Here is a 19,679-nt window from a genome sequence, read left to right as displayed (position 1 = left end):
AATGTTTATTAGTAGTATTTGGTTTAAATCGTCTTTTTTTTATTTATTTTTGTTGCCGTTGTCTTGGATATATGGTTTAGTGAGTTTAATTAATAGAATTAGTTATCAGCGTGGATGGCGTAGAGTGCACAGGTTTTCAGTACCTATAGTAATTATTGGTAATTTAACAATAGGAGGTAATGGAAAAACACCAATGGTGTTATGGTTAGTAGAACAATTAAAAATTCGTGGATGGAGAGTTGGAGTTATTTCCAGGGGGTATAAAGGTAAATCTAATAATTATCCAATAGTTATTGATGTTAATAGTCATGCTGATGAATGTGGTGATGAGCCAATTTTGCTTTGGAAGCGTACTGGAGTATCAGTAGCAGTATCTCCAAAGCGAGTAGATGCAGTGTTTGCATTGTTAAGGAGACATAAAGAATTAGATGTAATTATTAGTGATGATGGATTACAGCATTATGCTCTTTTTAGAGATATAGAATGGGTAATAATTAATAGTAATTTACGTTTTGGAAATGGTTGTTGGTTACCTGCTGGTCCAATGCGGGAGCGTATTAGTAGGTTGAAGAAAGTACAAGCTATTATTATAAACGGTTTTGATTATAAAGTAAATGCTGGAGAAATATTAATGCAATTTTTTCCAAGTACTGCAATAAATATATTAACTGGAGAATGTAAACCTATTAATTTTTTGAAAAATGTTGTTGCTATTGCAGGAATTGGATATCCTATGAAATTTTTTGATACTTTACGAAGATTTGGGTTAAATCCTGTAAGAGTTATTTCGTTCGCTGATCATTATATATATTCTGAAAAAACTTTAGTTTCTCTAACTAAAAAAGATGAAATTTTATTAATGACGGAAAAGGATGCAGTTAAGTGTTTTGATTTTGCTCATGAAAATTGGTGGTATGTTTATTTAGAAGTGCAAATAAACAAAATAGATACAGCGCATTTGTTAAGTATGGTAGAAGATAAAATTAGATATTATAGGGGGTGATTTATGTTAGTTGTTGAATTTTAAATGTGTATTAGAAAATACTGTTTGTACAATAGTGATGTTTGATTTAATTCAGAACATTATGTTTAATAATGAATTTTTTTGGGATTTCTTATTTTGGTGAGAAAAGAGTTATTATTTCAGATTATTGTGTGCCCTATATGTTATAGGAAATTATCTTTTAACTCGAAACGAGAGGAGTTAGTATGTAACATTGATAATGTAATATTTCCAATACGTTATGGTATTCCAGTACTTTTGAAAAATAAAATTTGAGATTTGATATTATAAGTATTGATATATGAATTTTATTATAGTTGTTCCTGTTAGATTTTTTTCTAAGCGTTTACCAGGAAAAGCATTAGCAAGTATACACGGAAAGCCTATGATTATAAGGGTGTTAGAAAATGCGTTAAATTCTAATGCTAATACAGTAATAGTAGCTACTGATAGTATGCGTATAGCTAAAGTTATTAAATCACAGAAATTTAGTAATTTATCAGTATATATAACAAAACTAAATCACCAGTCTGGGACTGAGCGTATCGCTGAAATAGTAGTTCATTATAAAATACCAGATGATCAAATAATAGTACATCTTCAAGGAGATGAACCATTAATTTCGACAGATATGATTCATGAATTAGTGAATGCTGCTAGTTTAATTAATATTACTGATAATATGATGGTTACATTGGCTACGCCTATATCTTCTTATAAGGAAGCGTGTAACTCTGATATAGTTAAGGTTGTTATAGATTCCAAAAATTATGCTCTTTATTTTTCTCGTTCTATGATTCCATGGATTAATATATGTAATGTCAGCAAAGATCGGGATAATAATATGAAAAAATTATCTGATTTTTTGTTATGTCATATGGGTGTTTATTTGTATAAAGCTAAATTTTTACATAATTATGTAAATTGGGATGTTAGTCCTTTAGAACGTTTGGAAAAATTGGAACAACTAAGGGTGTTATGGAATCAAGGTTTAATATATGTATCTATAGTTAATACTGAATTTAATGTTAGTGTTAATACTTTAGAATCATTAGAACAGGTAAATATTTTATTTAAAAATAATATTTAGTTATACTATAATATATATAGTATATGTGTTAGTGTGCTTTTTGTTGAAATTGTATTTGTACGTTATTGATCTGTGAGAGGTTCTAGAGTATTTTTATGAAAAAGTATAATTAGGTAATATTTCATTATGGAATATATAATGGCAAAACCGTTGCGTTTAGTAATAGGGATATCTGGTGCTTCTGGGGGAATATATGGATTGCGAGCATTAACTATATTAAAAAGATGTAATATTAATATAGAATCACATCTTATCGTAACTAGGAATGCGTTGTTAACATTACGCCAAGAATTTCAGATCAATAAGAAAGCTGTGTATGAATTAGCGGATGTAGTATATTGTCCGCAGGATATAGGGGCGTCTATAGCTAGTGGATCTTATTTAACATTGGGAATGTTAGTGGCACCATGTTCTATTAAGACTATGTCTGAGATTAGTTCTGGGGTAACATCTTCTTTAATTGGTCGAGCTGCAGATGTAACTTTAAAAGAAAAACGTAAATTAGTGTTAATGGTACGCGAAACTCCATTACATTTAGGACATTTGCGTACCATGGTTAAACTGGCAGAATTTGGGGCTGTGATTATGCCGCCAGTTCCTGCGTATTATTCGCATCCCAAAACTATAGATGATATTGTGTGTTATACAGTAGCAAGAGCTCTTAATTTGTTTGGTATTAATACCAATAGTATTGCTTCTGCTTGGTTGGGAATTAACTCAATTCATAAAAAGTAATAATTATGATATTTTTTATCAATCCCTTACTAATACTAGTATTAGTAAGGGATTGTTGTAGATATTATTTTTGTATTTACAAAGATTTTGATGTACTAATCAATTTTAGTAGTAACTGTTATTACTGTCATCAGTTAAACAATCTTCACTTATGGAAGAAGAAGAATCAGTTTGATGTAATTTCATAAATACTTTTTCTATATCACTGTATCTTTTAGTGTTCTTTTGAGTTTTTATAGTATTTTCAATTTTATCAAGATATTCTTGGGTTCCTATGGAAGAGAAATTTTTATTTTTGTTATTAATTAATAGCATTGATAATGAAAGATTATCATCTTGCATATTTAATGCATTGTTTTGATAATTTTCTTCTGTGTGAATAGAATTGTCATTTTTTTTTGTTGATAAGCTTGATGATAGAGGAGTTGGTTCCATTTCTTGGAATTCTGCAGCAGTTGTTGTTGGAATTTTATTATTATTATCATTTTGTGTTGATGTTGCTCTACTTGGAGGCGTTTCTGTCGTGTTTGTTGAAAAAAGTTCTAGAGATTCTAACATAGGTGGTGGCGTTGGAAATACAAAATCATTTGTTTTTATAGTTGTATCATCATATTGATTTTCTATGTATGGGATTTGATCTAATATGATGTTATCATCATCACTGCTGTCATATTTTGAATTATTTGAATTGATTGTTGGTATTATTTCATGTGTTTGTTTATTTTGTTGAATAGTATTATTTTTAAGGTTTATTTTGAATTCATCACTAGTGTTAATATCGGGGTCATTAATTTGTTGATCAGGAATAGTATTTTTTGGAAAGCTTTTTGTTATAACGCGTAATTCATTTAGTTTATTGGTTTTATTTTGGCTTTTAGTATATGTTATATCTATAACTTCTGTTGTTTCAGGGGTGTTAGATAAGCGAACAATATAAGCGTCATTGTTTAATGCGACAATATTATCTCCTGGATTTATTAATGATTGTGTATTGTCTACTGTTGTAGACAGCTTATTTTTATAAGGTTGAATAATTTTAATTTCTCCAGGATATCCAGAAACTATGTTAGTGTTTTGTTGTACAAATTCTTTATAACTTTTAAATTGATTAAATAGTGTATAATTATTTAATTGTGTTGCAGTAGGAATAAAGAATTGTATGATTTTTATATCATGATGATACGGTAATATTAGTTTATCCTTTACAGAGCGTATTTGCTGTAAGATAGGTATACCAAATTGGTAATTTATAATAAATTGACAAATAGTATTTTTATGTTTTTTATCTGTAAAAATATTGTTTATGTTAAAATTTAATATTGGAATAGGTTGGTAATTTAATTCCAGTGATACATAACGGTTATTTTTTCTATAAAAAAATTTTTTGTATTGTTTGTCATAATTAAATTGTTCTAATTTTATTATTCCGGTAAATTGTGGAAAATATTTGGATTTAGTTTGAATGTTAATTTGTTGGCCATTTTTGGGATGCATTATATGGCATCGTTGATATAGATGTTGATGAAAGTCGTTGTTACTATATAAATTAAAATAATTTTTTATTGTTAATGAAGTATTTTTTATCCAATATTCTAGATTTACATTAATTGCATGTGGTTTATATATTTCTGTAGAAATAGGGCAATGATAGAAAGTATTGTATCCAATTCCACAATATTTATTAAGTGAATATTTTTTTCCGACTCCTATATTAATTATTTTATTTTTTGAGCAGCAATTTTTATTTATTCCTAATTGTATAAAGGATGTGGTGTGTTTTAGTGTGTTATTCTGACCTAAAAATGAATATAACACATCTATTGAATCGTTTTTTAATTGTATTATTGTTGAATTGCGCTTTGAACGCAAAGGTTCTGTATATGTATACAGTGGGGTATTTATTTTTTTTATTTTGTTATTAAAATGATTATTTAAATTGTAAGGAACATAATAATTGTTAATAGGTAATTTTGTGGTTGGTATATGTATATATTCTAGAAGGGAATTGTTGTTATCAAAATAGTGTTTAATATGTTTTATATTACTAGCTTTTGCTTCTAAATTATATAATAATATAAAAAATATGACACTGATCGCAGTAATTATTTGCATATTTTTTGTTTAAATTTATTTATATTGTTAGAAATATTACAGTATATTTTTAAAATTATTCTACTGAAATTTAATTTTTATTAGTTTATTTTATATTTATATTTTAATATTTATTAAAACTGTATATTATACATTTTTATATATTACTAAAATAGTATAATTTAAAATTAATAGGAAATATATATAGTTATGCGTATTGAACAAGACACTATGGGCACTATTTCAGTATCTGAAGATAATTTATGGGGCGCTCAAACTCAACGTGCATTAAAATATTTTAATATTTCTAATGAAAAAATGCCATTTTCGTTAATAAAAGCATTAGCGCAAATTAAACGTGCAGCCGCTCAAGTAAATTGTGATTTGGGCTTATTAGATAGTAAAATAATGCGCGTTATTATGCAAGCTGCAGATGAAGTATTATCTGGAATTCATAATAATGAGTTCCCAATATCGGTATGGCAAACTGGTTCTGGTACGCAGAGCAACATGAATATGAACGAAGTTTTAGCAAATCGTGCTAATGCTTTATTAAGAAGCAAAAAAAAAATTCATGCAGAATTAGTTCATCCTAATGATCATGTTAATAAAAGTCAAAGTTCAAATGATGTGTTTCCTAGCGCAATGCATATTGCGGCAGTGATAGGTGTTCGTGAACAGTTAATACCGAAGATTAATATTTTGAAAAAGACTTTACTTGATAAGTCGCATAAGTTTAATAATATTATTAAAATTGGACGTACGCACTTACAAGATGCTACTCCTTTAACATTGGGTCAAGAAATTTCTGCTTGGGTATCAATGTTACAACATAATACTCAACATATAGAGTCTACTATGCCTCATTTATATGAATTGGCATTAGGAGGTACAGCTGTTGGTACTGGTTTGAATACACATCCAGAGTATTCTATACGTATCGCTAATACAGTAGCAATGCTTACTAAGCATGATTTTGTTAGTGCCTCAAATAAATTTGAATCGCTATCAACATGTGATGCATTAATACATAGTCATGGAGCTTTAAAAGGTTTGGCAGTTTCTATGATGAAAATTGCTAATGATATTCGTTTATTATCTTCTGGACCTAGATGTGGTATTGGAGAATTAAGTATCCCTGCAAACGAACCAGGTAGCTCTATAATGCCTGGCAAGGTTAATCCTACTCAATGTGAAGCAATGACTATGTTATGCGCTCAAGTTATGGGTAATGATGTTAGTATAAATATAGGTGGTGCCTCTGGTCATTTAGAACTTAATGTTTATAGACCGTTAATTATATATAATTTTTTACAATCAGTGCGTTTATTATCTGATGGAATAGCGAGTTTTCATGATTATTGTATTGTGGGTTTACAACCGCAGCATAAACGTATTAATGAATTACTTAAGAAATCATTAATGTTAGTTACTGTTTTAACTCCTTATATTGGATATGATAAAGCTGCAGAAATTGTTAAAGCAGCAGATTTTTATGGTTTAAGTTTAAAAGAAGCGGCATTAAAATTAGGCTATATAAGTGAAAAACAATTTGATGAGTGGGTTTGTTATAAAAATATGATTAGTTCATTTAAAATATAAAAATTATTGGTTTAAATTATAGTCTGAATAGTTAGCTTATGTTTTTTAGTAAAATTAAATATTAGTTTTGTGTTGTCATATATGTTTTGATTTCATTAAATATAAATATTTTATGAATTTTATTAAACGTTATAAGATTTTATGTAAATTTAGAGATAATATTTATTCCTCGGATGTAAGATTGATATATAATTCAGCATTTGAATTATTAATATCGGTCTTGTTGTCCGCTCAAACTAATGATATTCAAGTTAATCGAGTGACTAAAAGTTTATTTCAAGTTGCTAACACACCCGAAGGTATGTTGCGTCTTGGCATAGAAAATATTAAAAATTATATTCGATCTATTGGTTTATTTAATAATAAAGCTAAAAATATTATTGAAACGTGTCATTTGTTGATAGAAAAGTATAATGGAACATTGCCGGAAAGTCGTGTTGATTTAGAGTCTTTACCTGGTGTTGGTCGAAAAACTGCTAATATTATTTTAAATATAGTGTTTGGTTGGCCAACTATTGCTGTAGATACACATGTTTTTAGGTTTTGTAATCGAAGTCGTTTTGCAATAGGAAAAAATGTTTTTTCTGTGGAAAAAAAATTACTATCAGTGGTTCCAGGAGAATTTAAAAAATGTTGTCACAAATGGTTTGTATCGCATGGTAGAGATGTGTGTCGTGCTAAGCATCCCAGTTGTCGTGTTTGTATTATTAATAATTTATGTGAATTTAAAGATAAGCACCATTACTTAAATAAGTAGCGGTGGATATTAATATGAATTTATGTAGTGTACATGTGTAGTGTAATTAGTTCTAATATTTAAAATTTTGAATTTGTATAGTAATTACGATTAATTTTCTATTCCCATGTTATTAAACAAAAACTTTTTTTCCCTCGTTGTAATATCGTATAGCGGTTATATAGTTTGTCAGTAGCACAAAAAATATAATTTATTTTTGTTTGTTTCATCGAGTTTATTCTAATACTCTTAGAGAGTATTAATGTCTTGGCTTGTGTTTTTGAAAATGCTAGTGTTGATTCTACTAATACTTGTTGCAATGTCAGTGTTGTATTGAATTTTAGTGATAGGAATGGTATTCCATCTTGTGATAATTGTTTAAAATCTTTTAAAGTAAGTGTGTGTATTTTCCCAGTAAAAAGACAATTGGTAATATTTTGCGCGTTTTTTAGTCCGTATCGACCATGAACCAATTGAGTAATTTTTTTAGCTAAGATAGTTTGAGCTTTTGGTTTTTTATGATTTTTTTTATCTTCTTTTTTTAGATCCTCAATTTGCTCTATTGGCATATTAGTAAATATTTTTAAAAAATTATACACTTTTTTATCAGAAATATTTAACCAATACTGATAAAATTTATACGGACTAGTTTTTTTAGGGTCTAACCATATTGTATTTTTTTCTGTTTTACCAAATTTAGTATTGTACTTTGTAGTAAGTAGAGGCATAGTAATTCCGTAAGTATTGTGTTTATGTATACGATGTATTAGTTCTATGCCTGATATAATATTGCCCCATTGGTCCGAGCCTCCAATTTGTAGAATTGTATTGTAATTTTGATATAGATAACTAAAATCATAACTTTGTAATAAATTATAGGAAAATTCAGCATAGGAAATTCCATGGTTATTTTTTTGTAATCTTTTTTTTATAGAATCTTTATTTATCATTTTGTTAATGGAAAAAAAATTCCCTATTTCTCTGAGAAATTTTAGCAGAGATATAGAAGACAGCCAATTATAGTTGTTTACTATGTGAGCTTGTGAAGCATGATTATTTGAGCAGTTAATGAATTTAGATACTTGGTGTTTAATTTTTTCTACCCATTTTTGTACAGTGTTAATTGCACATATTTTTCTTGCTGAATTTTTGAAACTTGGGTCTCCAATAAGTCCTGTTGCTCCACCTATTAAAATAACAGGATGATGCCCAAACAGTTGAAATCTTCTTAAGTTAATTAGTAAAATTAAATGTCCTATGTGTAGGCTATCAGAGGTTGGGTCAAATCCACAATATAAAGTTATTGATTGTGATTGTGTTATATTGATTAATTTTTCTTTATTAGTAATTTGTGCTATTGAATTTCTTGTATATAAGTATTGTATAATATTTGTATATTTCATATAGTTAATTTTTTATATTATAAATATGTCAGATATGTTAGGTTATGTATTAGTGATTTAGAGGTTATGTATTATATACAATAGAGGTTATGGAGACAATCTATAGATGCACCATGTGTGGTTGCTTTTTTTATATATAAATCTATCGTGTAGTCTATATATTCTTCCATGCCAAAATTCTATGCTATGTATGTGAACTGTATATCCACCCCAGAATTTGGGAAATGGTATTTCTTTGAATAAGTATTTTTGTTTTAATTCTAAAAATTTTTTTTCAAGTAATGTTGTAAATGATATAGTTGAGGATTGGTTTTTAGAAACCCATGTGCTAATTTGATTATTTTTAGGTCGTGCGTAAAAATTTTTTAAGACTATATTTTCTGCTAGTTTAGAAATTTCGCCAATTACTGTAACTTGTTTATCTATTACATTCCAAGGAAAACATAGACTAACTTTTGGATTATGATTTAAATGGAAAGCTTTACGACTATTAAGATTAGTATAGAATGTCATTGTTGTTTCAGAAAAGTCTTTTAGTAGTACTATACGTTGATAAGGTTGTCCAGTATAATCTACTGTAGCTAAGCACATTGCAGTTGGGTCGGGTATTTTAGAAGAAAATGCCTGTTTTAACCATGCTGAGAATAATTTTATAGGTTTATCAGGTAAATCTGAGTAGTTTATTGCTCCTAGAGTATATTCTCGTCTAATATTAGAAATATCGATTTTTTTCATCATTAACCAGTATATTAGTATTAATAATTATATATTAATCAGCATTAAAATATTTTTTATAAATCTTTAAACAAAATTTATATTTAAAATTTAATAAGTATATTCAATAAAAATAAATTTATTTATAACTTATAAATAGCAATGATTATTATTGGATAAAATATTTCATTAGTATAGTTGTGTTTAATTTAATTAATATGTTTATATATTTTTATTGGATATTATTGCGATGATATTTATCAATTTTTTTTATTTTTTATTGTAAATATTTATGATGTTTTTTTCTAACTTAGAAAGTATGTTATTTAGTAGTGTTATTTCTTCATAGCTGAAGTTGTGAAAAATTTCGTTTTTTGTAGCAAGTATAACTTGGTTTACTGCGTGTATTACAGGTTTAGCTGTTTCAGTTAATCTTATTCTTTTGGCTCGTCTATCGTTAACACAGATATGTCTAACTATTAACGATTTTTCTTCAAGCTGATCTAATGTTCTTACTAAAGACGGTTGTTCTATTCCTATAGCTTTTGCAAGTTGAATTTGAGATTGTTCCGGAGGTAATTGGTAAATATTATGTAGTGTAACCCAATGTGTTTGCGTAAGTTTTAATGGTTTTAAACGATGATCTATCAAAGTTCTCCACATCCTTACAAGGCGCGCTAAATCAGTACCTAAAGGCGATTCCAATTGTTTTTCCTTATATATTTTAATAAATAATTATCTTCTTTTGAAGATATGTTTTTGAAAGCGTTTTTATAAAAAATATTTTATTTTAAATTTTTTATGTATCTTTTTATAAAGATTTATAGCTATTAAATAGTAAATATATAGTATTATTATATGTATAATTATATACTTTAATTTATTAAATTAAAACACATATTTATTATATGTATATAAATTATTAAATCTAAATTTAATTTAGATTTATCTAATGATAAATTTTTTATCACTGTCATTTTCTTAATTTACATGAAATTTGAGTTTTTTAAAGCGTGTGTATTTAGTGTTTATAGAAAAAATATTTTATTATTAATTAATATTTCAATTATTTTATAAATTAGGCGTTTTTATTGTTAGATATATTGTACAATAATAATTATTGATTCTAATTGATTCTTTAGTTAATTTTTAATTAAATTAATTTTTTGTTTAATTTTATAAGTAATTTATTTTATACAAATATTAATTAATGATTACGTTATAGTTTTATTTAGTAAATATTATTGTGTTATTTAGATTTTTTATTTTTAAATAAAGATTATTATTTGTTTTAGTATAATTAGTTAATTATATTTATAATATAGGATAACAGTATAAACGTGTTAGAATTTTATGATGTTAGTTAAGATATAAAATAATTTTATAAAAAATATGATTTATTGTAAAGTTAATCAAAATACTTTGAAGGCTCGGTTTCGTGGTTTTTATCCGGTAGTAATTGATGTAGAAACAGCCGGTTTGAATGCTAAAACTGATGCTTTGTTAGAAATTGCTATTATTACAGTAAAAATGGATGATTTTGGTTGGTTATCTGTTGATAGTTCTTTGCATTTTAATATTAAATCTTTTCCAGGAGCTATTATTCAACCGGAGTCTTTAGCGTTTAACAGAATTGATCCTAATGACCCAAAGCGTTCTGCGGTTACTGAAAAAGAGGCATTAAGGAAAATTTTTAATATGGTACATCAAGGTCTTGATGCTCAAGAATGTAGTCGTGCTATTATCGTAGCGCATAATGCTTCTTTTGATCATAGTTTTTTAATGGCAGCGGTAGATCGTGTTAGTTTTATGAAAAATAATCCATTTCATCCTTTTGTTACTTTTGATACTGCTACTTTAAGTGGATTAGTTTTTGGTCAGACAGTATTAGCTAAAGCATGTGCTTATGCAGGTATATTTTTTGATAAAAGCAAGGCTCATTCTGCTTTATATGACACTGAAAGAACAGCGGTATTATTTTGTGCATTAGTTAATAAGTGGAAAAGGCTTGGTGGATGGCCAGTATCAGAGCATCACAACATTATCGTATCTTAATTCCAGTATCAATTGTAGATTATGTAATAACATACGTGTGAATTTTTTAAATAAGATGTGGATTACACATAATATATATGTTGTAGTAAGTTACTGTGTAGTATGTTATAATGTTGCTGAATTAATAAGGATTTTTAATTTTCCTGAATTGTGTAATTCCAGCATTATATCTACGCCTCCTATTAATTTTTCTTTTATCCACAGCTGCGGGAAAGTAGGCCAATTGGAAAAAATTGGTAAAGTAGACCTAATGTCTGGATATGATAATACATCTATATAAAAAAAATTTTTTGTATAAATAGATAGTATTTGAGCAGCTTTTGCAGAAAATCCGCATTTAGGAGTCTCCGGCGTACCTTTCATGTATAAAGTTACTGGGTGTTTTTTTATTTGATCTTCAATTTTTTTTATTGTATCTTTCATATTTATCATAATAGCTAATTTTTTTATTAATAGTTTATTAGCATAAACGGGTTAAATAGGTTTTTATTGTGCGTGTAGTTTAGAAGATTTTCTATATTTTCATCTAAAAAAATTAATAGTTCGGGTTTTGTTTTTTTAATCAATTATCGATAGTGTTCTGTTAATGCTATTAACAATAGATTTTGTTATTATATCAATCTCAATATTTATTATATCACCTATTTTTTTTTCCAAGTGTTGTGTTTATTGCAGTATATGGTGTTAAGCAAATACGTATATTATTTTTTATTATTTTATTTATTGTAAGACTAACTCCCTCAATACCTATTGAGCCATGTGGTAAAATATACTTTTGAAAAGTTTGGTTTTTTAAATTAAACCAAAATATTTTTTGGTGTGTTGATTGGATTATTTTTTTAATTGTTCCTGTGCAATCAATGTGCCCAGACATCAAATGTCCTCCAATTTCAGCATTGTAATTTAGTGATCTTTCTATATTAATGAGATCTCCTATTCTTAACAAATTCATATTAGTTAATTTTAGTGTTTCGTATATTAATTCAAAGCTAATTAAATTTGATTTAATGGAAATTACTGTTAAACAACATCCATTGTTTGATATAGAAGAACCAATTTTTAAGTTGGTAAGTAAATAATTAGGTAAAATAATTGAGAATTGTTTTAGATTGTTTTTTTCGTGAATAGCGTGCACGGGGACAACAGCTTGTATAATACCTGAAAACATATGTTCTAAATATTATTAATAAATAACATGATACTTTATTTATAAAGTAGTATAACATATAATATATTATATTGAGTAATACTTGTTAAACATTTAAATTGGAAGATAGGTATCTTATATTATTTAAAAGTTTTTGTACATATATTATAATTGTATTTGTAACATATTGTTATGTATGATAATAGTGTACATATTTAAATGTATTTTTTGATTTATGTAAGTTATATATTTTTGTATTAAAATACATTATTATATATTATATATGCGTTCTTAGCTCAGATGGTAGAGCGCTACTATGACATGGTAGAGGGCGATGGTTCAAATCCATTAGAACGCATAGATATTTGTTATGTTTAACATAACAAATATCTTGTATAATTTCATTATTTTTTGTGCAAAATGGGTAAATAGATAATTTTAATATTTTAGTTGATAATTTTTATTATTATGAAATACAATGTAAAATTAACATAATTACTCTATAAAATGATATTAGGAAATATTAGATATAATTTTTAGAAGTTATTTGAAAGATAATATCACAATATATAAATACTGCATGTTAGGGTAATGTATAGAATGGTAATTTTTTGGAAGAAATTTTTTTGTAATTTTATAGCGTAAGGTATATTATATGCAGAATAATATTCTGGTGTGTATTTCAATAATTTTAAGTGATTTTACATTTCTAAATTGTGTGAGTCATGTTCCATTTAAAGTAATATCTGATGAAATTCATGATTTAAATGAAACAGTTGGAAGGTTAGTAATAATGTAGATAAAATTATACGTCTGGAATTAGAAAATACTAAACATACAGCAGATTGGCTAATAATGATTTAGAAATAATCAAATAATTTTTTATTATAAGTATTTAATTATAATATTAATGCGGAAAATATTGTATTGTGTGTTGTTTTTATTAGTTATTTTTTATATATATTTATAATATACAGATAATTTTCATTAAAATATCAAAAATTTTTTATTTATATAAAAAATTGGAGAATTGTTGGGATTGTCAATAATGTATAGGTGCGTATGTGGTATGTAACAAAATTTAGTGTTTAAATAATTTTCAGTATAGCTTTAATATTTGAAGAATAGATTTTTTGATGTAGTAACTCATCAGCTTGAGAATGTATAGAACGTAGTATTAAAAATATTCCTTGCGATCTGGATATAGTTAGATTTTGCTTTAGTTGTAATTGGTTAATTAAAAATGTTGTAACATCAACGTGAATAATTTCTTCTAAATTTCGTCCTTTATATAGATTAAATATTATAGCAATAATTCCTTTGACAATAGCAGAATCACTATCTCCATACAATTTTATTGATGGTGTATTTTGAATAGCAGTATCTTGAATACGGTTATTTTGTTTAGTAAGAATTAAAGCTATCCAAGTTTTATTTTGACATCCAGATATTTGGTATTTTTGTTGTTTTAAATTATTGGGAAATTTAGGTAATAATCTGCCTAATTCCATTATATAAATATATTTTTCTTCCCAATTATTACAAATTGAAAAATTTTTTATTAGTTGAGCTTTTGTTGGAAAATATTGCATTTTATATTTTTGGTTACAAAATTAAAATAATATATTTTGTATTTTTATTAATTTTTGTGTTAGGTGATTTATGTCATCTTTATTTGTATACATGGCAAGTGATACTCGACACATACTTGAGACTTTAAAATAATTCATTGTGGGTATTGCACAATGATGTCCAGTGCGTATTGCTATATTGTATTGATTTAATAATATCCCGATGTCATATGGGTTTTTTCCTTTTAAGTTGAAAGGAATAATGCTAGTCTGTTGTGTATTTAATCCGTATAAAATTATATTTGGAACTTTTTTTAATTTATCTATAGCATAGTGTGTTAATTCAAGTTCATAGTTATTAATATTTTTAATACCAATATCATTAATATATTGAATAGATGCTCCTAGGCCTATGATGCCGATAATATTAGGAGATCCAGATTCAAATTTCCATGGGGCATCTATAAATTTTGCTTCTTTTTTTAAACTAACATCTTGTACTATACCGCCTCCTAAAATCCATGGGGGCATTTTTTGTAGTAATTCTTTTTTTCCATACATTATACCAATTCCAGGTGGCCCATATATTTTGTGTCCAGAAAATATATAAAAATCACAATCTAATTTTTTTACATTTACTGTTTGGTGCGCAATACCTTGTGCGCCATCTATTAATATTAAGGCATTACTTTTTTTTCTTATTATGCTGATTATTTCTTTTAAAGGGTTTATTGTTCCTAATACATTAGACATGTGTGATATTGCTAATAATTTAGTATTGTGGTCTACTAATTTTGATAAATTAGATAGATCTAATGTCCCATTTGGAGCTATCGGAATATAACGTAATAAAATATTTTTTCTTTTTGAAAGTTGTTGCCAAGGAAGAATATTGGAATGATGTTCCATTTCACTAATAATAATATTATCTTTATAATTTATAAAATTATATCCCCAACTACAGGCAACTAAGTTAATCGCTTCAGTAGTGCTTTTAACAAATACTATCTCTTCTGGCGATGCATGAATAAAGTTAGCAATGTGTAATCTAATTTTTTCCATTTGATTAGTTGATACAGTACTTAATGTATGTACTCCTCTATGTACAGAGGCATTATTATTATAATAATAATTGGTTTGTGCATCTATAACTACATTGGGTTTTTGAGTGGTAGCAGCGTTATCAAGATAAGTTAAAGGGTACTGATTTATCATTTTTTTTAATATTGGAAAATCGGATCTAATTTTTTTAATGGGATATATTGTAGTAGTCATATGTACATTCCTTTAAAGCTGTATTTATTTTTGATATAATGATGCTTTTTAGCATATCATCTTTAATTAATTCTATGACTTCAACAGAAAATGCATAAATAAGCATTTTTAATGCATTTTTCTGTGATATACCTCTTGTTCTTAAATAGAATAAATGGTCGTTATTAATTTGACCTATTGTTGCTCCATGACTACATTTTACATTATCAGAATAAATTTCAAGTTTAGGTGTGCTGTTAATGGTAGCATTATTATTAAGTAATAAATTGTTATTGGTCATTTTTCCATCAGTTTGAGTGGAATTTGGTTGTACTTTTATTAATCCATTAAATATGCCGGTGCTTTTTTCACAGGCTATTATTTTATGTAATTGTCTACTTAAAGAATACCCTTGATTATTATGTTCAATATATGAGTTTATAGTGCCAATGTCTTTTTTTGATAAGAAAAATAAGTTATTCAGTGATACAGAGGTGTGTGGATAATTAAGTTTTACATAAGTATTATTATAGGTGAGTTTAGGACCAAGAATTACGAAAGTGTTACTTTTTACTTGGGAATTTTTTCCGATATTTATATCGTTATGAGATATATGATAGCTTGCACGATTCTCGAATATTAATTTGATATGATTTAATGTAGCATTATTTTTAACTACCATAGATATGTATGAGCCACTAAAATGACTATTTGAATTAGTATTGACAAAATGTTCTATAATATGTGTTTTGGAGTTATTATCTATTTCTATATAGTGGTTATAATGTGATGTTATAAGTTGATTTTTTATATTAGATCCTTCAGTAATATATATTAAATATAATGGTTTTGTTGTAGCATTATTTGGGGGCAAATTTATATGTATTGTCGCATCACTTAAGCATTGTGTTAAATATAGAAAGGTATTTGGTTTTATAGCAGTATGGACTTCATAGCGATTAGGATTATGATTTATTTTTATTATCCATGGTTTAATATTTTTATTACTTAGTTCATATGAAAATTTTCCATTGATAAACACTAATTTATAAGCGTCTATGGGTAGACTTAATTTTTTGTATTGGGCTATGTCTATTTTTTCATTTTTAGAAAATTCCAAATTATATGTAAGTAATTCATTAAATATATTAGTTTTCCAATTTTTATTATTAAGAGTGTTTAACTTTGATGTTTTGATATAGTTCCAATATTTATGTGCTATATCCGAATATGTATGATTTTTTTGTTTAAATAGTTTAAACCATTCATTTAATACTCTGTCTTCATTATTTGGACAACCAACCATAGCCTTTTTCCTCAAGTTTTTTTGCTAAAGAAATTCCACCAGATCTTACTATTTGTCCATTATATAATATGTGAACATAGTCTGGCTGAATGTATTCTAGTATTCTTTGGTAATGTGTAATAATAATAAATGAACGTGTTTTATTTTTTAGTGTTTTTAGATTGTCATAAACAATTTTTATTGCATCTATATCTAATCCGGAGTCAGTTTCATCTAAAACACATAGTAATGGTTCTAATAACATCATTTGCAGAATATCATTACGTTTTTTTTCACCACCGGAAAATCCGACGTTTATTGATCTGTTTAAAAAATCAAAGGGCATTTTTAATAGTGTCATTTTTTTTTGAACCATTTTAATAAAATCAAATCGGTCTATAGGAGGTTGTTTACGATATTCACGTACAGCATTTACTGCGGTATATAGAAATAACTGGTTACTGATTCCTGGTATATCTACTGGATGTTGAAATGCAATAAAAATTCCTTCTCCAGCTCTCTCTTCTGGTTTTAATGTTAATAAGTTTTTGTTTTTAAATAAAATTTCACCATGAGTGATAATACAATCTTTATGTCCAGATATAGCAGAGGATAATGTGCTTTTTCCAGATCCGTTTGGTCCCATAATTATATGTATTTCTCCGGAATTAATTTTTAAGTTTAATTGTTTTAAGATGGAAGTGTTGTTAATTGTAACATCCAAATTTTTTATTAATAACATTAAATTATCCTTTATTATTATATATAAACATAGAGTAAACTTACTAACCAACACTGTGTTCTAAAGTAATAGCTAGTAATTTTTGCGCTTCTACAGAGAATTCTAGAGGTAATTTTGAAAATATATCTTTACAGAATCCACTAACAATCATAGAAATAGCATTATCTTCATTGATACCACGTTGTCTACAATAAAACAATTGATCTTCACTTATTTTTGATGTTGTAGCTTCATGTTCTATTTGTGCATTATGATTATGTGATTTAATTGTAGGAAATGTATGAGAACTACATTTTTCTCCTATTAACATAGAATCACATTGTGTAAAGTTTCGAGCGTTTGAAGCAGTGTTCATAATTTTTACTAGACCTCTGTAGGTATTTTGACTGCTTCCGAGAGATATGCCTTTAGAAATAATCGTGGATTTTGTATTTTTACCTATGTGAATCATTTTAGTTCCAGTATCTGCTTGTTGCATACCATTTGTTACAGCAACTGAAAAAAATTCGCCAATAGAATTTTCTCCTTTTAATATTACACTCGGGTATTTCCAAGTAATGGCAGATCCGGATTCGGATTGTGTCCAAGACATTTTAGAGTTTTTTCCAGCACATAATGCACGTTTAGTGACAAAATTTAAAATTCCATTCTTTGTTTGTGTATTTCCAGAAAACCAGTTTTGTACCGTTGAGTATTTTACTTGCGCATTTTTTAGTACGATAACTTCTACAACTGCTGCATGTAATTGATAATGATCATGAATAGGAGCGGAACATCCTTCAATATAACTTACATAACTTCCTGATTCAGCAATTATAATAGTGCGTTCAAACTGACCAGTGTTTTTAGAGTTTATGCGAAAATATGTTGATAGCTCCATAGGACATCGTACATTTTTAGGGATATATACAAATGTACCATCAGATACTACTGCTGCGTTTAATGCGGCAAAAAAATTATCTTTGCAAGATACCACAGTACCTAAATATTGGCGTACCAAGTCTGGATAATTATGAATTGCATGGTGCAATGAACAAAAAATTATACCTTTTTCTGCTAATTTATTTTGAAAAGTAGTATATACAGAAACTGAATCAAATATTGCATCAATTGCTACATTTCCTGATTCTTGTGTTGGTACGCCAAGTTTACTGAAGGTATCTTGGACCTCTTTAATAAGATATTTTGGTTGATTTATAGGAGAAATGATATTTGTATTTTTTTGTGTGTTTTTATGGTTATTAGAACATTTTGGAGCAGAAAAATAACTATAGGAATTATAATCAAGTTTTTGGTAATATCCTTTTAGCCAATGAGGTTCTTGCATTTTAGACCAAGCGTGATAACCAGATAGTCTAAAATTTAACATCCATTTTGGTTCGGATAATTTTTTTGAAATGGCATGAATTACAGTTTCATTTATACCTTTTTTAAGTTCATCATTGTTTAATTCAGTAAAAAATCCTTCTTTATAATGTAAATTATTATTTTTTATTAAGTTTTTATTAAAATCATGTGTTTTGTAGTTATTATTATTCATAATAATGCCTTTTAAATATTAAAACTTTCACCGCACCCGCATAAATTTCGTGCTTGTGGGTTATTAAATTTAAATGTATAATTTAGTCCTTCTTTCACATAATCTATTTCTGTTCCGTCAATAAACGGCATTTTATCATGTGGTATAAATAGTTTGATGCTATTAATTTTGTAAGTTAAGTCATCATCATTTAATGTTTTAACTGTTTCCATGATATATGTAAATCCTGCGCATCCTGATTTTTTTATATTAATTTTTAATCCTAAAATAGTAGGATCTTTTTCTATTATATGTAGAATTTGTTTTATTGCTGAATTTGTTAATTTTATCCCATTCCAGGCAGTATTTTTTTTTAACCCAGAATATATGTTGTATTTTACACTTTTTTGAATTTTCATGGTACTAAACCTATAGGTTTGTTATGAAAGATTATAAAAATTTTTTTGATTAATTTTATTGGTTGTTATCAATAGTGCACAGATGATAAATTTATAGTATTTGATATGTAATATTATGAAGTAATTACATGATAATATTTTTATTAAATATATTATAGTTTAGTAATGTAAACAAACAATTGTGGTTGTTTTATTAAGATAATTAAAAATTTTTTGAAGATAGATATTGAAACGTGTGTTTTTTAAAAAGAAAATTCCTTATTTCAAGGAAAATGAAATATTATATGTTTTATTAGGTGTGATGAGTATACTA

General features: G+C 26.7%; 20 protein-coding genes and 1 tRNA gene. 9 read left to right on the top strand and 12 right to left on the bottom strand.

Annotation, left to right across the window (positions count from 1 at the left end; all coding sequences use genetic code 11):
* The first annotated feature begins 1 nt into the window (after position 1).
* The 4 genes from lpxK (at position 2) to M9405_RS01800 (ending at position 2,828) form a co-directional block, all read left to right on the top strand.
* The gene (lpxK, locus tag M9405_RS01815; protein WP_250223006.1) at positions 2-1,003 is read left to right on the top strand and encodes a tetraacyldisaccharide 4'-kinase; all 1,002 of its coding nucleotides are present in this window, start codon (positions 2-4) and stop codon (positions 1,001-1,003) included.
* Positions 1,004-1,123: 120 nt separating this feature from the next.
* Positions 1,124-1,279 carry a Trm112 family protein gene (locus M9405_RS01810; protein ID WP_250223552.1) on the top strand — a complete coding sequence of 52 codons (156 nt, stop codon included), beginning with the start codon at positions 1,124-1,126 and terminating at the stop codon, positions 1,277-1,279.
* Positions 1,280-1,304: 25 nt separating this feature from the next.
* The gene (gene kdsB, locus M9405_RS01805) at positions 1,305-2,093 is read left to right on the top strand and encodes a 3-deoxy-manno-octulosonate cytidylyltransferase (RefSeq protein ID WP_250223005.1); all 789 of its coding nucleotides are present in this window, start codon (positions 1,305-1,307) and stop codon (positions 2,091-2,093) included.
* Positions 2,094-2,231: 138 nt separating this feature from the next.
* Positions 2,232-2,828 carry a UbiX family flavin prenyltransferase gene (locus tag M9405_RS01800; RefSeq protein ID WP_250223003.1) on the top strand — a complete coding sequence of 199 codons (597 nt, stop codon included), beginning with the start codon at positions 2,232-2,234 and terminating at the stop codon, positions 2,826-2,828.
* 105 nt (positions 2,829-2,933) lie between these two features.
* Here the strand turns inward: M9405_RS01800 and M9405_RS01795 are convergent, their stop codons facing one another.
* Positions 2,934-4,940, bottom strand: coding sequence for an inverse autotransporter beta domain-containing protein (locus M9405_RS01795; RefSeq protein WP_250223002.1), 2,007 nt, complete (start codon positions 4,938-4,940; stop codon positions 2,934-2,936).
* 189 nt (positions 4,941-5,129) lie between these two features.
* Between M9405_RS01795 and fumC the strand changes: the two genes are divergently transcribed.
* Both fumC and nth read left to right on the top strand, forming a co-directional pair.
* Positions 5,130-6,521 (top strand): class II fumarate hydratase, encoded by a 1,392-nt coding sequence (fumC, locus tag M9405_RS01790; RefSeq protein ID WP_250223001.1) that lies wholly within the window; start codon positions 5,130-5,132, stop codon positions 6,519-6,521.
* A gap of 112 nt (positions 6,522-6,633) precedes the next feature.
* Positions 6,634-7,278 (top strand): endonuclease III, encoded by a 645-nt coding sequence (nth, locus tag M9405_RS01785; protein ID WP_250223000.1) that lies wholly within the window; start codon positions 6,634-6,636, stop codon positions 7,276-7,278.
* Between the two features lie 98 nt (positions 7,279-7,376).
* Here the strand turns inward: nth and tyrS are convergent, their stop codons facing one another.
* The 3 genes from tyrS to slyA form a co-directional block, all read right to left on the bottom strand.
* Positions 7,377-8,660, bottom strand: a complete 1,284-nt coding sequence (gene tyrS / locus M9405_RS01780; protein WP_250222999.1) for a tyrosine--tRNA ligase — start codon at positions 8,658-8,660, stop codon at positions 7,377-7,379.
* A gap of 87 nt (positions 8,661-8,747) precedes the next feature.
* Positions 8,748-9,398, bottom strand: a complete 651-nt coding sequence (pdxH, locus tag M9405_RS01775; protein WP_250222998.1) for a pyridoxamine 5'-phosphate oxidase — start codon at positions 9,396-9,398, stop codon at positions 8,748-8,750.
* Between the two features lie 246 nt (positions 9,399-9,644).
* Positions 9,645-10,079: a transcriptional regulator SlyA gene (gene slyA, locus M9405_RS01770; RefSeq protein WP_250222997.1), complete on the bottom strand. Its 435-nt coding sequence runs from the start codon at positions 10,077-10,079 to the stop codon at positions 9,645-9,647.
* 687 nt (positions 10,080-10,766) lie between these two features.
* Between slyA and rnt the strand changes: the two genes are divergently transcribed.
* Positions 10,767-11,429 carry a ribonuclease T gene (gene rnt, locus M9405_RS01765; protein WP_250222996.1) on the top strand — a complete coding sequence of 221 codons (663 nt, stop codon included), beginning with the start codon at positions 10,767-10,769 and terminating at the stop codon, positions 11,427-11,429.
* A gap of 105 nt (positions 11,430-11,534) precedes the next feature.
* Here rnt and grxD read toward each other — a convergent pair whose 3' ends face one another.
* The gene (gene grxD, locus M9405_RS01760) at positions 11,535-11,852 is read right to left on the bottom strand and encodes a Grx4 family monothiol glutaredoxin (protein WP_250222995.1); all 318 of its coding nucleotides are present in this window, start codon (positions 11,850-11,852) and stop codon (positions 11,535-11,537) included.
* 214 nt (positions 11,853-12,066) lie between these two features.
* The gene (locus M9405_RS01755; protein ID WP_250222994.1) at positions 12,067-12,597 is read right to left on the bottom strand and encodes a riboflavin synthase subunit alpha; all 531 of its coding nucleotides are present in this window, start codon (positions 12,595-12,597) and stop codon (positions 12,067-12,069) included.
* Positions 12,598-12,861: 264 nt separating this feature from the next.
* On the opposite strand from M9405_RS01755, the gene M9405_RS01750 reads away from it, so the two are divergent.
* Positions 12,862-12,934 (top strand) — tRNA-Val (locus M9405_RS01750).
* A gap of 297 nt (positions 12,935-13,231) precedes the next feature.
* Positions 13,232-13,375, top strand: coding sequence for a hypothetical protein (locus tag M9405_RS01745; protein WP_250222993.1), 144 nt, complete (start codon positions 13,232-13,234; stop codon positions 13,373-13,375).
* Positions 13,376-13,664: 289 nt separating this feature from the next.
* Here the strand turns inward: M9405_RS01745 and M9405_RS01740 are convergent, their stop codons facing one another.
* Genes M9405_RS01740 through M9405_RS01715 form a run of 6 tightly spaced genes read right to left on the bottom strand, consistent with a single transcriptional unit; the run spans position 13,665 to position 19,366 of the window.
* On the bottom strand, positions 13,665-14,168 hold the full coding sequence (locus tag M9405_RS01740) for a SufE family protein (protein WP_250222992.1): 504 nt from the start codon (positions 14,166-14,168) through the stop codon (positions 13,665-13,667).
* A gap of 21 nt (positions 14,169-14,189) precedes the next feature.
* Complete coding sequence (locus tag M9405_RS01735) at positions 14,190-15,422, bottom strand: SufS family cysteine desulfurase (protein WP_250222991.1); 1,233 nt, start codon at positions 15,420-15,422, stop codon at positions 14,190-14,192.
* Positions 15,397-16,707 (bottom strand): Fe-S cluster assembly protein SufD, encoded by a 1,311-nt coding sequence (gene sufD, locus M9405_RS01730; RefSeq protein ID WP_250222990.1) that lies wholly within the window; start codon positions 16,705-16,707, stop codon positions 15,397-15,399. The genes M9405_RS01735 and sufD overlap by 26 nt, the downstream gene beginning before the upstream one ends.
* On the bottom strand, positions 16,688-17,428 hold the full coding sequence (sufC, locus tag M9405_RS01725) for a Fe-S cluster assembly ATPase SufC (protein WP_250222989.1): 741 nt from the start codon (positions 17,426-17,428) through the stop codon (positions 16,688-16,690). The genes sufD and sufC overlap by 20 nt, the downstream gene beginning before the upstream one ends.
* A gap of 43 nt (positions 17,429-17,471) precedes the next feature.
* Positions 17,472-18,968: a Fe-S cluster assembly protein SufB gene (sufB, locus tag M9405_RS01720; RefSeq protein WP_250222988.1), complete on the bottom strand. Its 1,497-nt coding sequence runs from the start codon at positions 18,966-18,968 to the stop codon at positions 17,472-17,474.
* Between the two features lie 11 nt (positions 18,969-18,979).
* Positions 18,980-19,366 carry an iron-sulfur cluster assembly accessory protein gene (locus tag M9405_RS01715; protein ID WP_250222987.1) on the bottom strand — a complete coding sequence of 129 codons (387 nt, stop codon included), beginning with the start codon at positions 19,364-19,366 and terminating at the stop codon, positions 18,980-18,982.
* Positions 19,367-19,679: the final 313 nt, after the last annotated feature.

This window comes from Candidatus Blochmannia ocreatus, assembly GCF_023585745.1.
In the GTDB taxonomy this organism is placed as follows: domain Bacteria; phylum Pseudomonadota; class Gammaproteobacteria; order Enterobacterales; family Enterobacteriaceae; genus Blochmanniella; species Blochmanniella ocreatus.
This window is presented reverse-complemented; position numbering and strand designations above follow the sequence as displayed.